This window comes from Halomonas sp., assembly GCF_031581305.1.
Classification (GTDB): Bacteria; Pseudomonadota; Gammaproteobacteria; order Pseudomonadales; family Halomonadaceae; genus Halomonas.
Genome location: NZ_JAVLBC010000026.1, coordinates 1 through 21,379, shown reverse-complemented (window position 1 = coordinate 21,379; position 21,379 = coordinate 1). Strand labels below are relative to the sequence as shown.

At 65.2% G+C, this 21,379-nt stretch carries 26 protein-coding genes; 18 read left to right on the top strand and 8 right to left on the bottom strand.

Features of this window, described 5'->3' with window-relative positions; genetic code table 11:
* Window positions 1-162 precede the first annotated feature (162 nt).
* The 7 genes from rpsF (at window position 163) to RI841_RS04055 (ending at window position 4,490) form a co-directional block, all read left to right on the top strand.
* The gene (rpsF, locus tag RI841_RS04085) at window positions 163-534 is read left to right on the top strand and encodes a 30S ribosomal protein S6 (protein ID WP_310704302.1); all 372 of its coding nucleotides are present in this window, start codon (window positions 163-165) and stop codon (window positions 532-534) included.
* 33 nt (window positions 535-567) lie between these two features.
* A complete protein-coding gene (gene rpsR, locus RI841_RS04080) occupies window positions 568-795 on the top strand; it encodes a 30S ribosomal protein S18 (protein WP_280546079.1) in 228 nt (75 codons plus the stop codon).
* 13 nt (window positions 796-808) lie between these two features.
* A complete protein-coding gene (locus RI841_RS04075; protein WP_310704301.1) occupies window positions 809-1,660 on the top strand; it encodes a hypothetical protein in 852 nt (283 codons plus the stop codon).
* A 16-nt stretch (window positions 1,661-1,676) separates the two neighbouring features.
* Window positions 1,677-2,123, top strand: a complete 447-nt coding sequence (rplI, locus tag RI841_RS04070; protein ID WP_310704300.1) for a 50S ribosomal protein L9 — start codon at window positions 1,677-1,679, stop codon at window positions 2,121-2,123.
* A 177-nt stretch (window positions 2,124-2,300) separates the two neighbouring features.
* On the top strand, window positions 2,301-3,689 hold the full coding sequence (gene dnaB, locus RI841_RS04065; RefSeq protein ID WP_310704299.1) for a replicative DNA helicase: 1,389 nt from the start codon (window positions 2,301-2,303) through the stop codon (window positions 3,687-3,689).
* A 70-nt stretch (window positions 3,690-3,759) separates the two neighbouring features.
* Window positions 3,760-4,053, top strand: a complete 294-nt coding sequence (locus tag RI841_RS04060) for a hypothetical protein (protein ID WP_310704298.1) — start codon at window positions 3,760-3,762, stop codon at window positions 4,051-4,053.
* A gap of 134 nt (window positions 4,054-4,187) precedes the next feature.
* Complete coding sequence (locus RI841_RS04055; RefSeq protein ID WP_310704297.1) at window positions 4,188-4,490, top strand: DUF6482 family protein; 303 nt, start codon at window positions 4,188-4,190, stop codon at window positions 4,488-4,490.
* 8 nt (window positions 4,491-4,498) lie between these two features.
* Here the strand turns inward: RI841_RS04055 and RI841_RS04050 are convergent, their stop codons facing one another.
* A complete protein-coding gene (locus tag RI841_RS04050) occupies window positions 4,499-4,888 on the bottom strand; it encodes a DUF393 domain-containing protein (RefSeq protein ID WP_310704296.1) in 390 nt (129 codons plus the stop codon).
* Complete coding sequence (locus tag RI841_RS04045; RefSeq protein ID WP_310704295.1) at window positions 4,885-6,471, bottom strand: cryptochrome/photolyase family protein; 1,587 nt, start codon at window positions 6,469-6,471, stop codon at window positions 4,885-4,887. The genes RI841_RS04050 and RI841_RS04045 overlap by 4 nt, the downstream gene beginning before the upstream one ends.
* A 112-nt stretch (window positions 6,472-6,583) precedes the next feature.
* On the opposite strand from RI841_RS04045, the gene hemH reads away from it, so the two are divergent.
* Window positions 6,584-7,672: a ferrochelatase gene (gene hemH / locus RI841_RS04040; protein ID WP_310704294.1), complete on the top strand. Its 1,089-nt coding sequence runs from the start codon at window positions 6,584-6,586 to the stop codon at window positions 7,670-7,672.
* 57 nt (window positions 7,673-7,729) lie between these two features.
* Here the strand turns inward: hemH and RI841_RS04035 are convergent, their stop codons facing one another.
* Genes RI841_RS04035 through RI841_RS04010 form a run of 6 tightly spaced genes read right to left on the bottom strand, consistent with a single transcriptional unit; the run spans window position 7,730 to window position 13,571 of the window.
* On the bottom strand, window positions 7,730-8,122 hold the full coding sequence (locus RI841_RS04035; protein WP_310704293.1) for a Na+/H+ antiporter subunit G: 393 nt from the start codon (window positions 8,120-8,122) through the stop codon (window positions 7,730-7,732).
* Between the two features lie 8 nt (window positions 8,123-8,130).
* On the bottom strand, window positions 8,131-8,400 hold the full coding sequence (locus RI841_RS04030; RefSeq protein ID WP_106230578.1) for a K+/H+ antiporter subunit F: 270 nt from the start codon (window positions 8,398-8,400) through the stop codon (window positions 8,131-8,133).
* Window positions 8,394-8,891, bottom strand: a complete 498-nt coding sequence (locus tag RI841_RS04025; RefSeq protein WP_310704292.1) for a Na+/H+ antiporter subunit E — start codon at window positions 8,889-8,891, stop codon at window positions 8,394-8,396. Before RI841_RS04025 ends, RI841_RS04030 begins: the two co-directional genes overlap by 7 nt.
* The gene (locus RI841_RS04020; protein ID WP_310704291.1) at window positions 8,888-10,396 is read right to left on the bottom strand and encodes a monovalent cation/H+ antiporter subunit D; all 1,509 of its coding nucleotides are present in this window, start codon (window positions 10,394-10,396) and stop codon (window positions 8,888-8,890) included. The genes RI841_RS04025 and RI841_RS04020 overlap by 4 nt, the downstream gene beginning before the upstream one ends.
* A complete protein-coding gene (locus RI841_RS04015) occupies window positions 10,393-10,737 on the bottom strand; it encodes a Na+/H+ antiporter subunit C (RefSeq protein WP_310704290.1) in 345 nt (114 codons plus the stop codon). Before RI841_RS04015 ends, RI841_RS04020 begins: the two co-directional genes overlap by 4 nt.
* Window positions 10,737-13,571 (bottom strand): monovalent cation/H+ antiporter subunit A, encoded by a 2,835-nt coding sequence (locus RI841_RS04010; protein WP_310704289.1) that lies wholly within the window; start codon window positions 13,569-13,571, stop codon window positions 10,737-10,739. The genes RI841_RS04015 and RI841_RS04010 overlap by 1 nt, the downstream gene beginning before the upstream one ends.
* Window positions 13,572-13,832: 261 nt before the next feature.
* On the opposite strand from RI841_RS04010, the gene RI841_RS04005 reads away from it, so the two are divergent.
* The 10 genes from RI841_RS04005 to RI841_RS03960 all read left to right on the top strand — a co-directional run.
* A complete protein-coding gene (locus RI841_RS04005) occupies window positions 13,833-16,175 on the top strand; it encodes a putative monovalent cation/H+ antiporter subunit A (RefSeq protein WP_310704288.1) in 2,343 nt (780 codons plus the stop codon).
* Window positions 16,168-16,602, top strand: coding sequence for a Na+/H+ antiporter subunit B (locus RI841_RS04000; protein ID WP_310704287.1), 435 nt, complete (start codon window positions 16,168-16,170; stop codon window positions 16,600-16,602). The genes RI841_RS04005 and RI841_RS04000 overlap by 8 nt, the downstream gene beginning before the upstream one ends.
* 9 nt (window positions 16,603-16,611) lie before the next feature.
* Window positions 16,612-16,959: a Na+/H+ antiporter subunit C gene (locus tag RI841_RS03995; RefSeq protein WP_310704286.1), complete on the top strand. Its 348-nt coding sequence runs from the start codon at window positions 16,612-16,614 to the stop codon at window positions 16,957-16,959.
* Complete coding sequence (locus RI841_RS03990) at window positions 16,956-18,473, top strand: Na+/H+ antiporter subunit D (RefSeq protein WP_310704285.1); 1,518 nt, start codon at window positions 16,956-16,958, stop codon at window positions 18,471-18,473. Before RI841_RS03995 ends, RI841_RS03990 begins: the two co-directional genes overlap by 4 nt.
* Window positions 18,470-18,943, top strand: a complete 474-nt coding sequence (locus RI841_RS03985) for a Na+/H+ antiporter subunit E (protein WP_310704284.1) — start codon at window positions 18,470-18,472, stop codon at window positions 18,941-18,943. The genes RI841_RS03990 and RI841_RS03985 overlap by 4 nt, the downstream gene beginning before the upstream one ends.
* A gap of 17 nt (window positions 18,944-18,960) precedes the next feature.
* Complete coding sequence (locus tag RI841_RS03980; RefSeq protein WP_282736899.1) at window positions 18,961-19,230, top strand: monovalent cation/H+ antiporter complex subunit F; 270 nt, start codon at window positions 18,961-18,963, stop codon at window positions 19,228-19,230.
* Complete coding sequence (gene mnhG, locus RI841_RS03975; protein ID WP_310704283.1) at window positions 19,223-19,627, top strand: monovalent cation/H(+) antiporter subunit G; 405 nt, start codon at window positions 19,223-19,225, stop codon at window positions 19,625-19,627. Before RI841_RS03980 ends, mnhG begins: the two co-directional genes overlap by 8 nt.
* Window positions 19,628-19,758: 131 nt before the next feature.
* Complete coding sequence (locus RI841_RS03970) at window positions 19,759-19,911, top strand: DUF2256 domain-containing protein (protein ID WP_310704282.1); 153 nt, start codon at window positions 19,759-19,761, stop codon at window positions 19,909-19,911.
* A complete protein-coding gene (locus tag RI841_RS03965; protein ID WP_310704281.1) occupies window positions 19,908-21,206 on the top strand; it encodes a DASH family cryptochrome in 1,299 nt (432 codons plus the stop codon). The genes RI841_RS03970 and RI841_RS03965 overlap by 4 nt, the downstream gene beginning before the upstream one ends.
* A partial coding sequence (locus tag RI841_RS03960; RefSeq protein WP_310704303.1) for a DUF3429 domain-containing protein occupies window positions 21,206-21,379 on the top strand: 174 nt, incomplete at its 3' end. The genes RI841_RS03965 and RI841_RS03960, both read left to right, overlap by 1 nt.

Below are 21,379 nucleotides of genomic sequence, written 5' to 3'. Positions count from 1 at the left end.
GCTTGCGTACCCCGCGCACAGTCTTTAGAATGCTAGCGCCCGTTCGTCCTGCGAGCGGGCCTTTCTGTCTTATGACAATTTGTCTGCTGACAATCACTCCTTGCTTCCCCTGAGCGATCCGAGATCGCCACTGAGGAAGCTGCCAAACCGCAAGGAGATTTCATGCGTCACTACGAGATCGTCTTCATGGTCCACCCGGACCAGAGCGAGCAGGTCCCGGCCATGGTCGAGCGCTATACCGGCCTCGTCACCGAGAACGGCGGCACCGTGCATCGCCTCGAGGATTGGGGTCGTCGCCATCTGGCCTACCCGATCAACAAGATCCACAAGGCTCACTACGTGCTGATGAACATCGAGTGCAGCGGCGAGACCCTCGACGAGATCGAGAATATCTTCCGCTTCAACGACGCCATCATCCGCAGCCTGGTGGTTCGCGCCAAGGAAGCTGTCACCGAGGCCTCACCGATGATGAAGCCGGTGGAAGAGAAGCGTGTCCGTCGCGACGAGAAGCCGCGCAGCACCGAATCCGCCTGAGCCACCCCATCGCACCGCTGAAGGAGACTTTCCATGGCACGCTTTTTCCGTCGCCGCAAGTTTTGCCGTTTCACCGCTGAAGGCGTGAAGCAGATCGACTACAAGGATCTGGACACGCTCAAGGCCTACATCACCGAGACCGGCAAGATCGTTCCCAGCCGCATCACCGGGACCAAGGCCCGTTACCAGCGCCAGCTGTCCACCGCCATCAAGCGGGCACGCTACCTGGCGCTGCTGCCCTACTCCGACAGCCACCAGTAACGTACCGCGCGTGATGTTACCCGTTGCCCGCTGGATGATGCGCGGCACGCCCCACGCCGCTGCTGGGGCTGCCGTGGCCACCGCGATTCCCTGGTTGTTCTGGCTGGGGGCCGCTGTGGCCGCCCTGGTCACGCTACGACACGGCCTGGCCGCGTCGCTGCCCGTGATCTTTGCCGCGGCCGTGCCGGCCGGTTGGTGGTGGACCCAGGGGGATGTCATCCCCCTGGCCAGCGTCCTGCTGGTCGTGCTGATGGCAGTGGTGCTGCGTTCACGGCTGCGCTGGAGCGAGGCGCTGCTCGCCGGCATGCTGGCAGGAGCGGTGATGATCCAGCTGGAGATTTTCCTGCCGCCGGGCGGGGCCGGTCCCGTGCTGGAGCAGCTTCGCCAGGGATCGCCGGACATCGCGTCGATGCTCGCCGAACTTTCCCGCCAAGGCATGGATACGGAGCAGATGGCCGGCCTGTTGATCAGTGGCGTGACCGCGCTGATCGTGCTGCTCGCCGCCGTGGCCTGCCTGGCCCTGGCGCGCGCTTGGCAGGCCGGGCTCTACAACCCTGGCGGGTTTCGTGAGGAGTTTCACGGCCTGCGCCTGGCCCCCCGCGAGCTCGCCGTGCTGGTGGTGCTCGGGGTATTGGGGGCGGTGCTGGGGCTTCCAGCTCTGGGCATGCTGGTCTGGGTGCCGCTGTTGGTGGCCGGCATCGCGCTGGTGCATGGTTTTATCGGATTGAAGGGAATGAACGGGCTGTGGCTGGTCGCCTTCTATGTGCTGCTGATCACCACCTGGCCCATGATTCTCATTGTGCTGCTCGTGGCCTTCATCGACACGTTCGCGGACTTCCGCGGACGACTGGCCCGCAGCCACTGACAAGAGGTTTACGAGAATGGACGTCATTCTGCTCGACAAGATTGGCAAGCTGGGCGCTCTGGGTGACCAGGTCACCGTCAAGCCCGGTTATGGCCGCAACTATCTGGTGCCCTACGGTCTGGCCGTGCCGGCCACCAAGGACAACATCGAGGCATTCCAGGCCCAGCGTGCCGAGCTCGAGGCCGAGGCCGCCGAGCGCAAGGCCGTAGCCGAGTCGCGTGCCGAACAGCTCAACGATATCGAGCTGTCGCTGGTCGCCAAGTCAGGCGATGAGGGCAAGCTGTTCGGCTCCATCGGTCCGCGCGACCTGGCCGAGGCTATCTCCAGCGCCGGAATCGAGGTCGCCAAGAGCGAAGTGCGTATGCCGCAGGGCCCGATCCGCCAGACCGGCGAGTACGACATCAACCTTCACTTGCACGCCGAAGTCGATGCCACCGTCCGTGTGGTGGTCGTGGCTGAGTAAGGCTAGCGCGACGGCACCCCCTGGCGGGCGTGCCTCGGCAAGGGAGGGGGCGAGGAGACAATCCTCGCCCCCTTTTCGTTACATCAATTTGCGTCGTCGTCTTGCTTCGGGCATGGGGTCGGTGCGTGCCATCGCGTAGAATGAGCCTGCCCCTTTCACCCTGAAGGTCCGCGCCCCATGAATGACTCCCTCACCCTCGATCGGGAAACCGCCGCTCTCAAGGTGCCACCGCATTCAGTGGAGGCCGAACAGTCCGTGCTCGGTGGCCTGATGCTCGATAATCAGGCCTGGGATAACGTGGCCGAACGCCTGATGGCGGATGACTTCTATCGTTATGAGCACCGCCTGATCTTCAACGTCATGTCGACCCTGGCGGAGGCAGAGCGTCCTCTGGACGTGGTGACCCTATCCGAGGCGCTGGAGGGGCGCGACCAGCTTGATACCGTGGGTGGATTGGCCTATCTGGCGGAGCTGGCCCGCAGCACACCCTCGGCGAGCAATATCCGAGCCTATGCCGACATCGTCCGCGAGCGCGCTACCCTGCGCAAGCTGATCCGTGTATCCAGCCAGATCGCCGATGGCGCCTTCAGCCCTCAGGGGCGCCCTGCTGACGAACTGGTCGATGAGGCCGAGCGGCTGGTGTTCCAGATCAGCGAGGAGCGCCCCAAATCGGGAGGGCCGATCGGCATGAGCGAGCTGCTGACCAAGGCGGTGGATCGCATCGACGAGCTGTTCAATATGCAGGGCGAGATGACAGGGCTTTCCACTGGCTTCCGAGACCTGGACGAGATGACCTCGGGTTTGCAGCCCTCGGACCTGGTGATCGTTGCCGGTCGGCCCTCCATGGGCAAGACCACTTTCGCCATGAACCTGGTCGAGCATGCGGTGATTTCCAGCGATAGGCCAGTGATGGTGTTCTCCATGGAGATGCCCGCGGACTCGCTCATGTTGCGCATGCTCTCCTCGTTGGGGCGTATCGACCAGACTCGGGTACGTACCGGTCAGCTGGAGGACGAGGATTGGCCGCGGTTGACCTCGGCAGTCAACCTGCTCAAGGACAAGCAGCTGTTCATTGATGATACCGCAGCATTATCACCCGGCGAGATTCGCTCTCGCGTCCGTCGTGTGGTCCGTGAACAGGGCAACCTGTCGCTGATCATGGTCGATTACCTGCAGCTGATGCAGATCCCCGGCTTCTCGGAGAACCGCACCGGCGAGATCTCCGAGATTTCCCGCTCGCTCAAGGGCATCGCCAAGGAGTTCGGGTGTCCGGTGGTAGCGTTGTCCCAGCTCAACCGCTCCCTGGAGCAGCGCCCCAACAAGCGACCGGTGATGTCGGACCTTCGCGAGTCCGGTGCCATCGAGCAGGATGCTGATATCATCGGCTTCGTCTATCGTGACGAGGTCTACAATCCGGATAACCCTGACAATCAGGGACTGGCCGAATTCATCATCGGCAAGCAGCGTAACGGTCCCATCGGCACCGTGCACATGGCGTTCATCGGCAAGTACACCCGCTTCGAGGACCTGGCACCGGACAGCTATCGCGAGGCTTTCGGCGAGTAAGACCGCTCTTGAGTCCCGTGGCCGGCCCCGTATAATGCCGAGCCCTCGTATCACACAGGAAGGAGGCACCATGGCAGGCGGATTCCGACGCAGCAATCGCCAACGCACCCCCAAGCTCGAGGGGCGCGGAGAGCTTCAGTCGATGGAGCGTGAAGGCCCCTTCAAGGAGTGGTTGGGCATGCCCGATCTCTATCGTTACCACCTGGTGGTGGACGGCGAGGCCTACAGCTACCAGACCGAGGACGCCGAGCTGCCGGTTCAGGTGGGCGACCGGGTGGTGTTCCGCTACAAGGAGACCAAGGCCGGCAACTGGGTGGACCGCAATTCCCTGGGTAAGGCGATCGACCCCTCCGAATATCAGTAGGTCCGGAACCTGACGATATGGTCAGGGTCACAGCAAGGTAACGTCGACGACACGATACTGTCATCGGGTGCAGTCAGGCTGTGCCTGATCGTGTATCTCGACATCATCGACCCGGACATCAGGAGGCAGGAGCCATGGAATTCCAGGAACTGAAAGCCTTCGTGGCGAGCCACGACAACTTCGAAATTCGCGTGATCGGTCATGCCGGCAACCGGTTCTACCAGGTTGAACTGGAGGACGTGGAGGGGCAACGCCACATGCTGACCCGTGCCGCCAAGCCGATGCTTTTCCGCTCGCTGGATGATGTCTATCTGGAGCTCAAGCGCGTCGGCATTCACCGCGCCTACCTGGTTCAGCAGGTGCCTCACGATGAGGTCACCGGGCGTGAGACCCACTACCAAGATCCGCTGACGTCACGCATGCCGTTGGTCTTCTGAACCTCCCCCTACCGCCGCCTTTCCAGCCAGCGCCCCAGGCGCAGACGGCGGCGGGCAAACCACCGATATCCTGCATCCATCATGCCCGCCACCCCTGGCAGGGTGCTCAGCCACACCAGCCGTCGATAGCCCAGCACCGCATAGAGCGCCCGGCTGGCCTCCATGCCGATGTACCAGCGGTTTTCTGCGTCGCGGACGTGTAACCGGCCCATCATCGCCTCGAAACTGGTGCCAAGCGCTGCAGCGTCGAAACCCGTTGCCTGTATATCCACCAGCCTGACTCGTGCGCGGTGCGGGTGGCGCCCCAGCCAGGCCACCTCGTGCTGGCACAGCGGGCAGTGACCGTCGTGATAGAGGGTCACCGGGGCGCGGGCCTCGAGAGGCTCACCTCTTGTCATGGCGTCGTCTCCTGAGTGGCGTCATAGCCCGCTAGGTGCTCGCCCTGCCCATAGGCCGGCGCGGTCTCGAGTTCCGCCAGGAAGGCCGCGGCTTGCTCGCGCATGGCCGCGCGCTTGTCGTCTTTCATGCGTCGGAGGCTGCCGTAGATCAGCGACATTCGCGGATTACCGCTCAGGGTATCGGCATGACGTTCGAGAAAGGCCCAGTAGAGGCTGTTGAAGGGGCAGGCATCGGGGCCCGTGGCCTGTTTCGGGTCGAAGCGGCAATGCCGACAGTGATCCGACATGCGATCGATGTACTTTCCTGAAGCACAGTAGGGCTTTGAGCCCATCAGCCCCCCATCGGCGTGCAGCACCATGCCAAGGGTGTTGGGCAGTTCTACCCATTCGCAGGCATCGGCATAGACGGCCAGGTACCAGTCGCAGAGTGCCGCGGGCGCTACGTCGCAGAGCAGCGCGAAGTTGCCGGTGACCATCAGCCGCTGAATATGGTTAGCATAGGCATGATCGTGGGTCATCTCGATGGCGCGCTTCAAGCAGTGTAGTTCGGTGTCACCACTCCAGAAAGCAGCCGGCAGGCAACGCCCTGCCCCCAGGGCATTGCGACGCTTGTAGTCGGGCATCCGCGTCCAGTAGAGACCGCGCACATACTCGCGCCAGCCCAGCACCTGGCGTATAAAGCCCTCCACCGAGTTGAGGGGGGCACGTCCCTCGAGGTACTCCCGCTCGACCGTCTCGCACACCTCGTGGGGCGAGAGGAGGCCAATATTGAGGGCCGCTGAGAGTCGAGAGTGAAAGAGAAAGGGCTCGGCGTCGCTGATCGCGTCCTGAAAGCGGCCAAAGTCGGGGAGCAGATGCTCAAGGAAGTGGCGCAGGTCTACCAGGGCCTCACGACGCGTTACCGGCCAGTGAAAGTGCTCCAAGGAGCCGAAATGCTCGGCGAAATGCTCTGTCACCAGTGACAGCACTTCTCGAGTGACGGCGTCATGGCGGTGACGCGGCGGGTCGGGTATGGCCAGCGCCTGGGGCAGCGGCTCGCGGTTGTCATGGTCAAAGTTCCACTGGCCACCGGCCGGCGTGTCATCCTCCATCAGCAGGCCGGTGCGGCGGCGCTGCTCGCGGTAGAAATGCTCCATGCGCGGTGCCTTGCGGCCCTCGGCCCAGGCGGCGAACTCCTCCGGCGTCGTGAAGAAGCGGTCATCCTCGATCAGGCGCCAGGGCAGGGAGGCATCCTGACGCTCGCGCATCGTCTGCCACAGCCGCCATTCGCCGGGGCGCACCACCTGCACCTCGTCGCAGTCGTAGACGTTGGCCAGCCGTTCCGCTTCCGCGATCAGCGCCTGAGTATTGTCGGGGTCGTCCAGGGCGCTGTAGTGGACGTGATGACCCCTCTCGCGAAGCTCGGCGGCGAAGTGGCGCATGGCGGACAGGATCAGGGCGATCTTCTGAGGGTGGTGGGGGACATAGGTGCCCTCCATGGACACCTCGCACAAGGCGATCACCGCGTCGTCCGGCAGGTCGCGCAGGCTGGCCATGTCGTGGCTCAGCTGGTCGCCGAGCAGCAGCGCAAGCGGTCGGGGCATGAGATTTCTCTCTAGTTATACAAATATCTTTAATAGTACAACTTTATATCACCCCAGGCGAGCAGACTGATAGACTAGAATACATCGTCTCATCGACCCAAGGAGCTCCCGCATGACCCCTCCGAACCCGGACAAGGCCTCCCCCGACCTGGACTCACCGGGCAGGGGCCGGCTGGCCCATGCCCCGGCCGACCACCCGCCGGTGGCCAAGCCCAAGGTTGGCGTAGTGCTCGCCAACCTGGGTACGCCGGATGCCACCGACTACTGGTCAATGCGCCGCTACCTGAGCGAGTTCCTTTCTGACAAGCGGGTGGTCGACTATGCGGACTGGAAGTGGCAGCCGCTGCTGCAGTTGGTCATCCTCTCGCGGCGCCCCTTCAAGTCCGGTGAAGCCTATCGCGGTATCTGGAACATCGAGAAGAATGAAAGCCCACTTCTGACCATTACCCGGGAGCAGACCCGCAAGATCGCAGCTGGGCTTCACGAGCAGCATGGTGAGAACGTGGTGGTGGACTTCTGCATGCGCTACGGCAATCCCTCCACCGACAGCGTGCTGACTCGCCTGCAGGCCGCTGGCTGCGAACGCATTCTCTTCTTCCCGCTCTATCCGCAGTACGCTTCGCCGACCACGGCCACGGCCAACGATCAGGCCTTTCGTACCTTGATGAAGCTCAAGTGGCAGCCAGCGATCCGCACTGTGCCCGCCTATTTCGAGCACCCTGCCTACATGGATGCCCTGGCGAACTCCGTGCGCGAGGCGTTCGACGCCGCCGAGATGCCACCCGAGGTGCTGGTCGCCTCCTATCATGGGGTGCCCAAGCGCTATCTGCTGGAAGGTGACCCCTACCACTGCCAGTGCCAGAAGACTACACGCTTGCTTCGAGAGCGGCTGGGCTGGGAGGAGGATGCAATCCAGACCGCTTTCCAGTCCAAGTTCGGACCCGAGGAGTGGGTGGGACCGGCGACCGTAGAGCACGTCGCCGAGCTGGCCCGCCTGGGCAGGAAGCATATCGCCGTGATATCGCCGGCCTTCTCCTCCGATTGCGTTGAGACCCTGGAGGAGATCGAGGAGGAGATTCGCGAGAGCTTCCTCGAGGCCGGCGGCGAGACCTTCACTTATATCCCCTGCCTGAATGACCGAGAGGATCATATTGCCGCGCTGCTCTCGATCATCGACAACGAGCTGGGCGGCTGGCTCTAGATCTGTCAGCCCCTTACCACCCAGCCTCGGGCCCGCCAACGGCCCGCCTGACACGTGTCAGCCGTGGCCGCGATCGGGGTGGGGCACCGGCTTCTCGCCGACCTCCTCGTTGCGCAGCTCGGGCGGGGTACCGCGCGTCTTGTCCTCGTGTCGCAGTTGCAGGTGCAGGCCGGTCTTGGCCAGCAGGTGGGCGCTGACCGGGGCGGTGATGAACAGGAACAGCGTGATCAGCATCTCCTGGATGTCGGGCTTGCCATCGATCACCCAGAAATAGAGCATCGAGGCCACCAGCATGCAGCCGATCCCCAGGGTGGTGGCCTTGGTGGGCCCGTGCAGGCGCATGTAGAAGTCGCGCAGGTGGGCCATGCCCAGCGAGCCGATGAAGGCGAAGGCGCCTCCGGCGACCAACAGGAAGGCGATCACGCCCTCGAGGAACACGTACAGCGTCATGGGGCCTCCTATTCGATGATATCGCCGCGCAGCAGGTACTTGCAGACCGCCACGGTGCTGATGAACCCGAGCATGGCGATCAGCAGCGCCGACTCGAAGTAGGTCTTGGTGTTCAGCCACAGTCCCATCAGCACGATCAGCGCGATGGAATTCACGTACATGGTGTCGAGCGCGAGGATCCGGTCTGGCATGTCCGGCCCTATCGTCAGGCGGTAGACGTTGAGCAGCAGGGCCGCCACCACCAGGGCCATGCTGGTCCACAGGGCAATGTCTAGCATTCGTAGATCTCCTTCAGCGGCCGCTCGTAGCGTTCGCGGATATGCGCGATCAGCTCCGCTTCGTCCTCCACATCCAGGGCATGGATCAGCAGGGTCCGGCCGTCCAGGCGCAGGTTGGCCGATACCGTGCCCGGCGTCAGGCTGATGGTGTTGGCCAGCAGGGTGATGGTGAAGCGGTCCTCCAGCATCAGCGGGTATTCGACGAAATGCGGGCGCAGCCGGCGCCAGGGATTGACGATCAGCCAGGCCACCTCGATGTTGGCGACGAGGATGTCGCCGAGTACACGCAGCACGAAGCGCAGCAGCTTCCAGGGCCGGGCCACATGCGGCTGGGCATCCCAGAAGCGGTGGGTGGCCAGCGGGATCACCACGGCAAGGACGGTGCCCAGCAGGAGCTGGCCGAAGGCGGTGCTGCGCACCAGCAGCAGCCACACTGCCAGCAGCAGGATCGACAGCAGTGGGGTCGGCAACCAGGGACGGGGCTTGATCATGGCGTGCCTCCGGCATCGTTCATCAGGGCGTTGACCACCACCTGGGGGTTGGCCAGTTGGTCGGCGGTGGCCCGGGTATAGTCACTCACCGGGCCGGCCAGGGCCACCAGCAGAGGCGAGGCACCCAGCAGCCAGGCGACCCCGAACCACTGGCGTCGAGGCAGGGGCAGGCCCATCGGCTCCCCTTGGCTGCGCCAAAACAGCGTGGAGCCTGCGCGGGACAATGCAATCAGCGCGCACAGGCCGGTGCCCAGCAGGAGCGGCCACAGCCACGCGCGCTGGCCCCCCTCGGCCGAGGCCATCAGCAGGGCCTTGCCGATGGCCCCGGAGAGCGGGGGCAGGCCGGCCACCGCTACGGCGCCGATGAAGAACAGCCCGGCCAGCCAGCCGCCCTGGTGCAGGGGGCGCCCCCTGACCAGGCGAGTGCCGGCCTTGCCGCGCTGCAGGCCGATCAGCTCGGCCAGCAGGAAGAGCCCGCCGGTGATCAGGGTGGTGTGCACCAGGTAGTAGAGCAGGGCGGAGACGGCGGCCGGCGAGCCCATGCCGATGCCGGCCAGCAGGGTGCCGACCGAGACCAGCACCAGATAGGCCACCAGCAGGCGCAGGTCCCGGGCGGCCAGCACGCCGACCCCGGCCGCCACCAGGGTGCCCAGCGATAGCCACCACACCCAGGCCTGCTCGAGGTTCGCCAGTGGCCCGGCATGATCGCCGAAGACCAGCGAATAGACGCGCAGGATGGCGTAGATGCCGACCTTGGTCATGATGGCGAACAGCGCCGCCACTGGCGCCGGGGCGGCGGCATAGGCCCGCGGCAGCCAGAAATAGAGCGGCAGTATCGCCGCCTTGAGACCGAACACCACCAGCAGCATCAGGCCGCCGGCGGTCACCAGCCCGGCCCGCTCGGCGGGCAGCTCGCCGAGGCGCACTCCCATGTCGGCCATGTTGAGGGTGCCGGTGGCGCCGTAGAGCACGCCCACGGCGATCAGGAACAGCGAGGAGCCGGCCAGGTTGAGCACTACGTAGTGCACCCCGGCCTTGATGCGTGCCTTGCCGCCGCCGTGCAGCAGCAGGGCGTAGGAGGCCAGCAGCAGCACCTCGAAGAATACGAAGAGGTTGAACAAATCACCGGTGAGGAAGGCCCCGTTGATGCCCATCAGCTGCCACTGGAAGAGGCCATGGAAGTTGCTGCCGCGTTCGTCGTCGCCGGCACAGGCGAACACCACCGCCCCCAGGGCGAGCACCGCGGTGAGCAGCACCATCAGCGCCGAGAGGCGGTCGAGCACCAGCACGATGCCGAAGGGCGGCTGCCAGTCGCCCAGCGCATAGTAGGTGATCTCGCCGCTGGCGGCACGGGCCACCAGGGCGATGCCGACCACCACCAGCAGTGCCGTCGCCACGACACCGACCAGGCGCTTGGCCCGGGTGGCCCCCTGGCGGCGATAGAGCAGCAGGATGCCGGCAACCAGCGGCAGCACTACGGGCAGGACGATCAGATGCTGCATCACGGGCGGCCCTCCCCGTCTTCATGCTTGCGGCCGTCGACATGGTCGTTGCCCGCCTCACTGCGGGCGCGCATGGCCAGGATCACCACGAAGGCGGTCATGGCGAAGCCGATCACGATGGCGGTGAGCACCAGCGCCTGGGGCAGCGGGTCGGCATAGTCCGCCGGCCCGTCGAGAATGGCGGCCCCGTCGGTGGTCAGCCCGCCCATGGAGAACAGGAAGAGGTTGACCGCATAGGAGAGCAGGGTGAGGCCGACCACCACCGGGAAGGTGCGGCCGCGCAGGACCAGATAGAGCCCGCAGGCGGTGAGCACGCCGGTGGTGGTGGCGTAGAGGCTTTCCATCAGCGTTTCTCCTTGCCGGGTCGTGAGGTGGGAGGGATATCGGAGCTGCCGGCAGCTTCCTTGGCTGGACGGTGTGGGGTGGTGACCTTGCCCAGATTGGCGAGGATCATCAGCGTAGCCCCCACTACGGCCAGGTAGACGCCGAGGTCGAAGAGCATGGCGGTGGCCAGCTCGAACTCGCCGACCAGCGGCAGGTGGACGTGACTGAACGCCGAGGTCAGGAAGGGGTGGCCGAACAGCCAACTGCCCAGCCCCGTGAGGGTGGCGATGGCCACCCCGGCGATCGCTACCGGCTGGTAAGGGAAGTCGAGGCGCTGCTGGGTCCACTCCACGCCGCGGGCCATGTAAAGCAGTATCAGCGCCACGGCGGTGACCAGCCCGGCGATGAAGCCGCCGCCGGGCTGGTTGTGGCCGCGCAGGAAGATGAACGCCGACACCAGCAACGCCAGCGGCAGCAGCGCCATGGAGATGGAGGTGAGGATCGCCGGATAGCGGTCCGGCGACCAGAGGCGGCCCTCGCCGTCGCTGTGTGGCATGAACAGCCGCAGCCGGTTGAGCAGCTTGAAGATCGCCAGGCCCGCCAGCGCCAGCACGGTGATCTCGCCCAGGGTATCGAAGCCCCGGAAGTCCACCAGGATGACGTTGACCACGTTGTGGCCGCCGCCGCCAGGTACGCTGTTCTCCAGGAAGAAGCCTGAAATGGGCGCATTGTCCCGCGTCAGCACCGCATAGTTGAGGCTGCCGACCACCATGCCCAGGGCGCCGGCCAGTACTAAGTCGCGCAGGTTGCGGCGATGCGAAGATTCCCGGGGCGTCTTCTGGGGCAGGAAGAACAGCGCCAGCATCAGCAGGATCATGGTCACCACCTCCACCGAGAGCTGGGTCAGTGCCAGGTCGGGCGCGGAGAAGCGGGCGAAGGTCAGGGCGACCACCAGACCGACCACCGAGAGCATCAGTAGCGAGATCAGGCGATAGCGATGGGTGACGGCGGTGCCGATGCCGCCGAAGATCAGCAGGCCGGCCCCCAGCAGCAGGATGCCGTCCACGGGCTGGTTGCCCTTGCTGCCGGTGAGCAGCGGCATGCCGGCCAGGCCCAGCCCCCCCATCAGCAGGGCGGCGAGGAGCAGCCAGGTCATGTAGCGCTGCAGCGAACCACCGTCGAACCAGGCCAGGCCCGCCTCGGCGCCGCGTCCCAGCCGTTGTATGGCGGCCTCGAACACCTGGCGGGCATCCACCGGGCGGAATACCTTGAGGAAGCGGCGCAGGTCGGGATGGCGCCAGTAGGTCGCCACCCCAGCGACCAGCGCCACCAGGCTCATCAACAGCGGCAGATTGAGGCCGTGCCAGAGCGCCAGGTGGAAGTCGAACGCCTCGCCCAGCACTGGCACCAGGGCCAGGCCCAGCAGCCCCTCCGCCAGCACGGGGGCCAGGCCCACCACCACGCACAGCACCACCAGCAGCACCACCGGGGCGCGCATCAGCCAGGGCGGCTCATGGGGCGACCTGGGCGGAGCCTCGCGGGCAGGCTTGAAGAACACCGCATGCACCAGGCGCAGCGAGTAGGCCACCGAGAGGACGCCGCCCAGGGTCGCCAGCACCGGCAGCAACCAGCTCAGCCCACCCAGCACCGGGCTCGCCAGGGTCTCGGTGAAGAACATTTCCTTGGACAGGAAGCCGTTGAGCAACGGCACCCCGGCCATGGCGGCCCCTGCCACGCTGGTCAGCGCCGCGGTGACCGGCATGGCACGGCGCAGGCCGCCGAGGCGTCTCAGCTCGCGAGTGCCGGCCTCGTGGTCGATGATACCCGAGCACATGAACAACGCCGCCTTGAAGGTGGCGTGATTGAGGATGTGGAAGAGGGCCGCGAGCACGGCCATGGGCGTACCGATCCCCAGCAACACGGTGATCAGTCCCAGGTGACTGACCGTGGAGAAGGCCAGGATGCCCTTGAGGTCGGTCTTGAGCAGGGCGAACCAGGCGCCGTAGAGCAGGGTGGCCATGCCGACCAGCGAGACGGTCACCGACCAAAGCTCGCTGCCGGCGATAGCCGGGTGCAGCCGCGCCATCAGGAAAATGCCGGCCTTGACCATGGTCGCCGAGTGCAGATAGGCGGAGACCGGGGTGGGGGCGGCCATGGCATGGGGCAGCCAGAACTGGAAGGGAAACTGCGCCGACTTGGTGAAGGCGCCGAGCAGTACCAGCCCCAGCATCAGAGGGTAGCGGGGGTCGGCCAGGATGATTTCACCGCTGGCCAACACCTCGTCCATGGCATAGCTGCCGACCATGTCGCCCAGCAAAAGCAGGCCGGCGAGCAGCGCCAGGCCACCGGCGCCGGTCACGGTCAGCGCCATGCGCGCCCCCTTGCGGGCATCGCTGCGGTGCGACCAGAAGCCGATCAGCAGGAACGAGGAGATGCTGGTGAGTTCCCAGAAGAGCCACAGCAGTAGCAGGTTGTCGGCCATCACGATGCCGACCATGGAAGCCATGAACAGGATCAGGTAGGCATAGAAACGCCCGAAGGGCTCCTCCGGCGACAGGTAGTAGTGCGCGTAGAGCAGGATCAGCAGGCCGATCCCGATGATCAGCAGGTTGAACAGCAGCGACAGGCCGTCCAGCCGGAAGGCCAGGTCGAGGCTCAGGGTGGGCACCCAGTCCACGGCGAAGCGCAGTGCCTCGCCGGCGGACAGGGCCGGCAGCTGGCCGAGGGTCAACAGCAGGGCCAGCGCGGGCAGCAGCGCAGTGGCCAGGGAGCAGAAACGTCGCCCGCGTTGCTCGGTGAACGCGGGCACCAGCACCCCCAGCAAGGGCAACAGGGCTATCCACAGTAATGTCATCGATCGGTCATCCTGCGAGAGTCCGGAAACGGGGAGGGCACAGCGTGCCCGCGGGACAGGATGGCGCAAGCGGCATGCGGTCGCACCCCCGTCCCTGGGTCGGGGTGCCCCCCCCATGGCTTGGTTCTCTCCACTCTAACGCAAAGGGAACTCGCTCGCCGCCTCCTTGCCTTTCAACACCTTGTCTCTATAGAGTTGATCGGTCGACGCGCTAGGGGCGGCGATGGTCCCGCGAACGCCGTCATGACAGGGGGGCGCCTGATGCAACTTGCCGTGCTGGGAGGCTTCGTGGTGGCGGGGATGGCCCCGCTGCTGCATCACTGGTTCGGGGCCCGGGCGCCGCTGGTGATGGCCCTGCTGCCCGTCTCCCTGGCGGCCTGGCTACTCGTCCAGTGGCCAGCGGTCGCCTCCGGCGAGGTCCTGCTGCTGGAGTGGGCCTGGGTGCCGGGGCTCGATATCACCCTGACCTTCCTGATCGACGGTCTCGCCTGGCTGTTCGCCATGCTGATCACGGTGATCGGTGCCCTGGTGCTGATCTACTCGGGGGAGTACCTGCGTGGCCATCGCGACCTGCCGCGCTTCCTGGTGGTGATCACCGCTTTCATGATGTCGATGCTTGGCCTGGTGCTGGCTGACAACCTGGTCACGCTCTTCGTATTCTGGGAATTGACCAGCATCACCTCCTACCTGCTGATCGGCTTCAACCATACCGACCTCGCCGCCCGCAAGGCGGCCCTCCAGGGGCTCTTCGTCACCGTGGGCGGCGGCCTGGCGCTGCTTGCCGGGTTCGTCATGCTCGCCATTGCCGGCGATAGCGGGTCGCTGGTCGAGCTGACCCGCCGCGGTGAACTGCTGCGCGAACATGCGCTTTATGCGCCGATACTGGTCTGTGTACTGCTGGGCGCCTTCACCAAGTCGGCGCAGTTTCCCTTTCACTTCTGGTTACCCAACGCCATGGCGGCGCCTACGCCGGTCTCCGCCTATCTGCACTCGGCGACCATGGTCAAGGCGGGTGTCTACCTGCTTGCCCGCCTGCATCCGGCCCTGGGCGGTACCGATGGCTGGGTGATCACCCTCTCGTTGGTGGGCGCGTTGACCATGGCCACCGGCGCCTTCATGGCGATCCAGCACACCAACGTCAAGAAGCTGCTGGCCTACTCCACGGTAATGGCGCTGGGCACCCTGACCATGCTGCTGGGCATCGGCACCGAAGGGGCGCTGGTCGCCTTCGTGGCCTTCCTGCTGGCCCACTCGCTCTACAAGGGGGCGCTGTTCATGGTGGCCGGCATCCTCGACCATGAGATCGGCACCAAGGATGTCACCGCCATGGGGGGGCTGCGTCGGGTGATGCCGCTCACCGCCGTGGTGGCCGGGCTCGCCGCCTTGTCGCTGGCCGGGTTGCCCCCCTTGCTGGGCTTCGTGGGCAAGGAGCTGATGTTCGCATCGGTGCTCGAGGCGTCCGCCTGGCGCCCGCTGATCCTGCTGCTCGCCTTCACGGCGGCCTTCCTCACCCTGGCCGTGGCGGCCATCGTCGCCCTGCGCCCCTTCTTCGGTGCGCCCCGCGAGACTCCCCGGGCGCCCCATGAGGCGCCGCATGCCATGCTTGCAGGGCCCGCTCTGCTGGCTGTGCTGTCGTTGCTGTTCGGTCTGGCGCCGGGCCTGCTCGATCCCCTGGTGAGTGCCACCGTGGCGGGTATCCGGGTGGCGCCGGGGGTGACTCTTGTCGAGGCGCACCTCGCGATTTGGCACGGCATCAATCTGCCTCTGCTACTGTCGCTGGCAAGCCTGCTGCTGGGGCTGCTGGTTTACCGCTACTGGGATCGCCTGCGGGCAGTGCTGGCTCGCCTCGAGCCGCTCATGGCCCGCGGCCCGGAGGCCGGCTACGAGGCGCTGATGGCGGGCATGGTGGCCTTTGCTGGCTGGCAGACGCGCATGTTGCAGAATGGGCAACTCCGCAACTATCTGGTGATGACCCTGCTGGTGCTGGTGGGCCTGGTCGGCCACGCGCTCTTCTTCCGACACACCCTCGAGTTCGACTTTGCCCTGTCGCTCTACCTCCATGAAACCGTTGTCGCCGGCCTGATGATCGCCGGTGCCGTGGCAGCCTGCGTGATGCGCTCGCGCCTGGCGGCGGTGGCGGCGCTTGGCGTCATGGGCTTCTCCATCGCGCTGACCTTCGTGCTGTTCAGCGCCCCGGACCTGGCGATCACCCAGCTGCTCGTGGAGACTCTGACGGTGATTCTGCTGGTGCTGGTGCTGTTCCGTCTGCCGCGCTTCGCCACCCTCTCCACGCCCGTGGAGCGACTTCGTGACCTGGCGGTGGCGAGTCTTACCGGCGGAATGATTACCCTGCTGATGCTCTCGGTGTTGTCCGGCGAGCGGCTGCCGCGGATCTCGGATTACATGGTGGCGAACAGTCAGCCGCTGGGTCACGGCCACAACATCGTCAACGTCATCCTGGTGGACTTTCGGGCGCTGGATACGCTGGGCGAGATGTTCGTGCTGGCGCTGGCGGCCATCGGCGTCTATGCCATGCTGCGCTTCCATGCCGAGGAGTACGATGCCCGGCACCATGTGCCGCCGCCGGAGCGAGACGATGGTTAGATCGGGCACCCTGATTCTAAAGGCCGCGGCGCGACTGCTGCTGCCGCTGCAGCTGCTCTTTTCGCTGTTTCTGCTGCTGCGCGGGCATGATGAACCGGGGGGCGGCTTCATCGCTGGCCTGGTGGCGGCGGGCGCCTTCGCGCTCTATCTCTTCGCCTATGGGCGGCGAGCTCTGAAGGCGATGCTCAAGGTGTCGCCCCGTGACCTGGTCGCCATGGGGTTGCTGCTCGGGGTGCTCTCGACGCTGCCGGCCTGGTGGGTCGACGAGCCTTTCTTCACCGCCCAGTGGTGGACCATCCCCGTCATCGACTTCAAGGCCTCGACGCCACTGATCTTCGATATCGGCGTCTACCTGGTGGTGGTGGGCTCGGTGCTCACGGCGATCACTGCCCTGGTCAAGACGGATCAGGAAGACGACGAACGCTGAGGAGGCTCCATGGAACCCTTGATGGCCATCACGATCGGCATCCTGTTCGCTGCTGCCATCTACATGATGCTGCGCCGTTCCATCGTCAAGCTGGTGATCGGGCTGATGCTGCTCTCCAACGCCGCCAACCTGTTGATCTTTGCCACAGCGGGCATGATTCGCGGCGCACCGCCGCTGGTGCCGAAGGGTCTGAGCGCACCCGAGGGTGCGGTGGCCGACCCGCTGCCTCAGGCACTGGTGCTCACCGCCATCGTCATCGCCTTCGGGGTATTGTCGTTCGCTGTGGTGCTGGTGCGCCGTGCCTGGGAGATCGTGCGTGCCGATGACCTGGACAAGATGAAGGATACCGACACGTGAATCCCCAGATCGCGCTGCCCATCCTTATCCCGCTGATGGCGGGTGCCGTGTCGCTGGTATTCTGGCGCTCCCGGAGCATGCAGCGGTTTGTCGCCGTGGCCGGAACCGCCGGCCTGCTGTTGACCAGCCTGTGGCTGCTGGCCACGGTCAATCGCGACGGCATTCTGGTGATGCAGATGGGCGGCTGGCCCGCGCCCTTCGGCATCAGCCTGGTCGCGGACCTGCTGGGGGCGATCATGGTGGTACTCACCGGCATCATCGGCTTCGCCGTGGCGCTCTTCTCGCTGGCCACGGTAGGGCGCGGTCACGAGGCCTACGGCTACTTCCCGCTGATGCACCTGCTGCTGGCCGGGGTCGCTGGCGCCTTCCTCACGGGGGATATCTTCAACCTCTACGTCTGGTTCGAGGTGATGCTGGTGGCATCCTTCGCGCTGTTGATCCTGGGCAGCGAGAAGGCGCAGATGGAGGGAGCGATCAAGTACGTCACCCTCAACCTGGTCTCCTCGGTGATCTTCCTGGTCGCGGTGGGGCTGCTCTACGGCATGGTGGGCACGCTCAACATGGCCGATATCGCCCGTCGCCTGGCGACCCTGGAAGACGACGGCATGGTCGATGTCCTGGCGATGATGTTCATGGTGGCTTTCGGCATCAAGGCGGCGGCCTTCCCGCTGTTCTTCTGGCTGCCTGCCTCCTACCACACACCGCCGGTGGCCGTCTCGGCGCTGTTCGCCGGCCTGCTGACCAAGGTCGGGGTCTATGCCCTGTTCCGAGTGTTCACGCTGATCTTCCACCAGAACCCGAGCTATACCCACGAAATCCTGCTGTGGGGGGCGGGATTCACCATGCTCTCCGGGGTACTGGGGGCGGCGGCGCAGTTCGAGTTCCGGCGCATCCTGTCATTCCATATTGTCAGCCAGATCGGCTACATGATCCTGGGACTGGCGCTGTTCACGCCGCTGGCGGTCATCGGCGGGGTCTTCTACATCATGCATCACATCATCGTGAAGACGAATCTCTTCCTGGTCAGCGGCATCGTCCATCGGTTACGTGGCACCTATCAGCTCAAGTCGCTGGGCGGCCTGTACCGCAGTCACCCCTGGCTGGCTGTGCTATTTCTGATTCCGGCGCTATCGCTGGCCGGCATGCCGCCTCTCTCGGGCTTCTTCGCCAAGTTCATCGTGATCCGCGCCGGCATCGAGGCCGAGGCCTACGGGGTGACCTTCATCGCCTTGCTGGTGGGCCTGCTCACGCTCTACTCGATGATCAAGATCTGGGCCGAGGTGTTCTGGAAGTCGACGCCGCCGGAAGGCGACATCGATCCCTATCCAGCGGTCAATTCGCGGGAGATGTGGCTCATGTCGGCGCCGGTGGTGGGACTGGCACTCTGCACCCTGTTCATCGGCCTCAATGCCCAGCCCATCTATGCCCTGGCCGAGGCATCCGCCGCCCAGCTGCTGGCGCCCGAGCGCTATATCGAGGCCGTGCTTGGCCAGGCCAGCGAGGTGACGCCATGATCGGGGCCGCCTGGAACCTGCTACTGGGCTTTGCCTGGATCGTGCTCTCCGGCGACTTCAGCGGCCGCAATCTGCTGGCCGGGTTGCTCTTCGGCTACCTTGTGCTGGCACTGATTCAGCCGCAGGTGCCGGCGCTGGCCGGGCATGCCCAGCGGCTACCGCGGTTGATCCGCTTCGTCGGCTTCTTCCTCAAGGAGCTGGTGATGGCCAACCTGAAAGTCTCCTACGACATCGTCACGCCGCCCTGGTACATGAAGCCGGGGGTGATCGCCATGCCGCTGAAGGCCAGCACCGAGTTCGAGATCGCTTTCGTCGCCAACCTGATCTCGTTGACGCCGGGCACCCTGAGCCTGGATGTGTCGGACGACCGTCGCGTGCTCTATATCCATGCCATGTTCCTGGACGACGAACCGGCGCTGAGGCGCAGTCTGGCGGAGCTGGAGCGCCGGGCGCTGGCGCTTTTCCATTAGTGAAAGGAGGTGAACACGTGTCGACCGTGATCCTGCTGAGCCTGGCGGTAATGGCCCTGGCACTGTGCCTGGCCTTCGTGCGGCTTTTCCGTGGTCCCAGCCTGCCGGACCGGGTGGTGGCCCTGGAGCTCTTCTCGTCGATCCTCGTCGGCATCATCGGGGTGATCGCCATCGCCACCGACGTGCCGAGCCTGCTGGACGTGGCCATCGTCATGGCACTGATGGCATTCATGGCCGCCATCGGCTTCGCCCGCTTTCTGGAACGCGGGGGCCCCCGGGATGATTGAGTTCCTGAAAGGCGGGCTCATCCTCGCCGGCGCGATCTTCATGTTTCTGGCGGCGCTCGGGGTGGTACGTCTGCCCGACCTGCTGACCCGCATGCACGCCACCACCAAGGCCGCGACCCTGGGGGCCACTCTGATCATGCTGGCGGTGGCAATGCACTTCGCCCAGGTTGCGGTGGTGGCGCGGGCCTTCGGCGTGATCCTCTTCATCATGATGACCGCACCGGTGGCGGCCCATGTGATCGGCCGGGCGGGCTACTTTGTCGGCTCCCGGCTGTGGAGCGGCACGGTGAAGGACGAGCTCAAGCCCAACTACGATCCCCTGACCCACGAGCTCAAGAGCGGCAGGGAGACCGAGGGTAACGCCCGGCGCGAACCCAAGGAGACCGACGCACCCTGAATCATCGCACCACCCTCTCGTTGAAGGCCGCCTCATGGCGGCCTTCTGCCGTGATGGGGGAACGTCAGGACTTTAAATTGTACATATATTGTACGATAATAAGAATCTGTCCATGATTATGGGGTTCCATCGTGCATCGCAAACATCACCTGCCCAGCAAGCCCTGCGGCCACTGCCGAAGACCCTTTGCCTGGCGGCGCAAGTGGATGCGCTGCTGGGAGGAGGTGCGCTACTGCAGTGAGCGCTGCCGGCGCGAGGCACGTCGCGCAGGAGTCACCCCATGAGCTTGACGCTGGTGTGGCTGCGCAGCGATCTGCGCCTGGCCGACAATCCCTTGTTCCACTTTTCAACGCCTCCCGAGTCATTGCTTTGCGTCTATGTGCTGGATGAGGCCTGGTTTGAATCCCTGCCTGGACTTGACGCATCACGGATGGGCGTGGCCCGCTTGTGCTTCCTGTGGGAGAGCCTGATCGCGCTGCGGGGAGAAATGCTCAAGCGCGGCAGCGACCTGCTGGTGCGCATCGGCAATCCCGTTGATGTGGTAGCGGAATTGGCCGGCGAGCACGATATCGATGAAGTGCGGGTGCGTGTCGATGCTGGCTGGGAAGAAAGAAGGGCCAACGAACAACTGGCCGAACGACTGGGCAGTGAGGTGACCCTGACATGCCTTGACGCGGGTACGCTGTTCGACGAAGCCTCTCTGCCCATGGCGATCGCCGATCTGCCCGCCGGGTTCTCGGCATTTCGTCGCAGGGTGGAGCGTGACTGGGCGGTACCCTGCGCCCTCCCGGCACCGGTGACCCTTCCCGGCTGGCCATCGAGTGCCCCGCGAGGCTTTCCCCCGCTGGGCAAGGTCTGCAGTCGGGCAGCTGCCTGGTCCCCGGATCCCCGTGGTGGCTTTGCCTTTGCCGGCGGTGAGGCGGCGGGTCGGGCACGGCTCGATCACTACCTGTGGGAGAGCGGCGCCGTGAGGTGCTACAAGCAGACCCGTAATGGTCTGTTGGGCACTGACTTCTCCACGCGGCTCTCACCCTGGCTGGCCCAGGGTTGCCTGTCGGCTCGCCAGGTACATGATGCGGTGCGCGCCTGGGAGGCCAGACACGGCGCCAACGACTCGAGCTACTGGGTGGTCTTTGAGCTCTTGTGGCGCGACTACTTCCACTGGGCGGCGCGGCAAGAGGGCGCATCTCTGTTCGGTAAGCGCGAGCTACCGGTAGCCAGCGACGGCTTTCGCGCCTGGTGCGATGGCCGTACCGGCCTTCCCTTCGTGGATGCCGCCATGGGCGAATTGGCCGCCACTGGCTGGCTATCCAATCGCGCGCGCCAGAATGTGGCCAGTTTCCTGGTTAATGAGCTGGAGGGCGACTGGCGCCTGGGCGCGGCCTGGTTCGAGCACTGCCTGATCGACCACGACGTGGCCAGCAACTGGGGCAACTGGCGCTACCTGGCCGGAAAGAGGTGCAATACCCGGCCGCGCACCCTGGACATCCATGATCAGGCCAGGCGCTACGATTCCGACGGCACCTATGCGGCCCTCTGGCAGGCGCCTGCCATCGCTGCCCATCTGGAGGGGCCGTGATGCGCGCCTCGATCCCATCGCTGTCGCTGTGGCTCGGCCTTGCCGGCCTGCTGCCCTTCCTGTTCACTGCGGCGGCGGCCTGGCTGGCCCCCGTGGCCTGGCAGGTGGTCTCGATCCAGGTCTTTCTTTACTACAGCGCGGTCATCCTGTCATTTCTCGGCGGGGTACAGTGG

Coding starts and splice junctions, on each gene's coding strand:
- rpsF (WP_310704302.1), top strand. CDS start 163: ATGCGTCACTACGAGATCGTCTTCATGGTCCACCCGGACCAGAGCGAG.
- rpsR (WP_280546079.1), top strand. CDS start 568: ATGGCACGCTTTTTCCGTCGCCGCAAGTTTTGCCGTTTCACCGCTGAA.
- RI841_RS04075 (WP_310704301.1), top strand. CDS start 809: ATGTTACCCGTTGCCCGCTGGATGATGCGCGGCACGCCCCACGCCGCT.
- rplI (WP_310704300.1), top strand. CDS start 1,677: ATGGACGTCATTCTGCTCGACAAGATTGGCAAGCTGGGCGCTCTGGGT.
- dnaB (WP_310704299.1), top strand. CDS start 2,301: ATGAATGACTCCCTCACCCTCGATCGGGAAACCGCCGCTCTCAAGGTG.
- RI841_RS04060 (WP_310704298.1), top strand. CDS start 3,760: ATGGCAGGCGGATTCCGACGCAGCAATCGCCAACGCACCCCCAAGCTC.
- RI841_RS04055 (WP_310704297.1), top strand. CDS start 4,188: ATGGAATTCCAGGAACTGAAAGCCTTCGTGGCGAGCCACGACAACTTC.
- RI841_RS04050 (WP_310704296.1), bottom strand. CDS start 4,888: ATGACAAGAGGTGAGCCTCTCGAGGCCCGCGCCCCGGTGACCCTCTAT.
- RI841_RS04045 (WP_310704295.1), bottom strand. CDS start 6,471: ATGCCCCGACCGCTTGCGCTGCTGCTCGGCGACCAGCTGAGCCACGAC.
- hemH (WP_310704294.1), top strand. CDS start 6,584: ATGACCCCTCCGAACCCGGACAAGGCCTCCCCCGACCTGGACTCACCG.
- RI841_RS04035 (WP_310704293.1), bottom strand. CDS start 8,122: ATGACGCTGTACGTGTTCCTCGAGGGCGTGATCGCCTTCCTGTTGGTC.
- RI841_RS04030 (WP_106230578.1), bottom strand. CDS start 8,400: ATGCTAGACATTGCCCTGTGGACCAGCATGGCCCTGGTGGTGGCGGCC.
- RI841_RS04025 (WP_310704292.1), bottom strand. CDS start 8,891: ATGATCAAGCCCCGTCCCTGGTTGCCGACCCCACTGCTGTCGATCCTG.
- RI841_RS04015 (WP_310704290.1), bottom strand. CDS start 10,737: ATGGAAAGCCTCTACGCCACCACCACCGGCGTGCTCACCGCCTGCGGG.
- RI841_RS04010 (WP_310704289.1), bottom strand. CDS start 13,571: ATGACATTACTGTGGATAGCCCTGTTGCCCTTGCTGGGGGTGCTGGTG.
- RI841_RS04005 (WP_310704288.1), top strand. CDS start 13,833: ATGCAACTTGCCGTGCTGGGAGGCTTCGTGGTGGCGGGGATGGCCCCG.
- RI841_RS04000 (WP_310704287.1), top strand. CDS start 16,168: ATGGTTAGATCGGGCACCCTGATTCTAAAGGCCGCGGCGCGACTGCTG.
- RI841_RS03995 (WP_310704286.1), top strand. CDS start 16,612: ATGGAACCCTTGATGGCCATCACGATCGGCATCCTGTTCGCTGCTGCC.
- RI841_RS03985 (WP_310704284.1), top strand. CDS start 18,470: ATGATCGGGGCCGCCTGGAACCTGCTACTGGGCTTTGCCTGGATCGTG.
- mnhG (WP_310704283.1), top strand. CDS start 19,223: ATGATTGAGTTCCTGAAAGGCGGGCTCATCCTCGCCGGCGCGATCTTC.
- RI841_RS03965 (WP_310704281.1), top strand. CDS start 19,908: ATGAGCTTGACGCTGGTGTGGCTGCGCAGCGATCTGCGCCTGGCCGAC.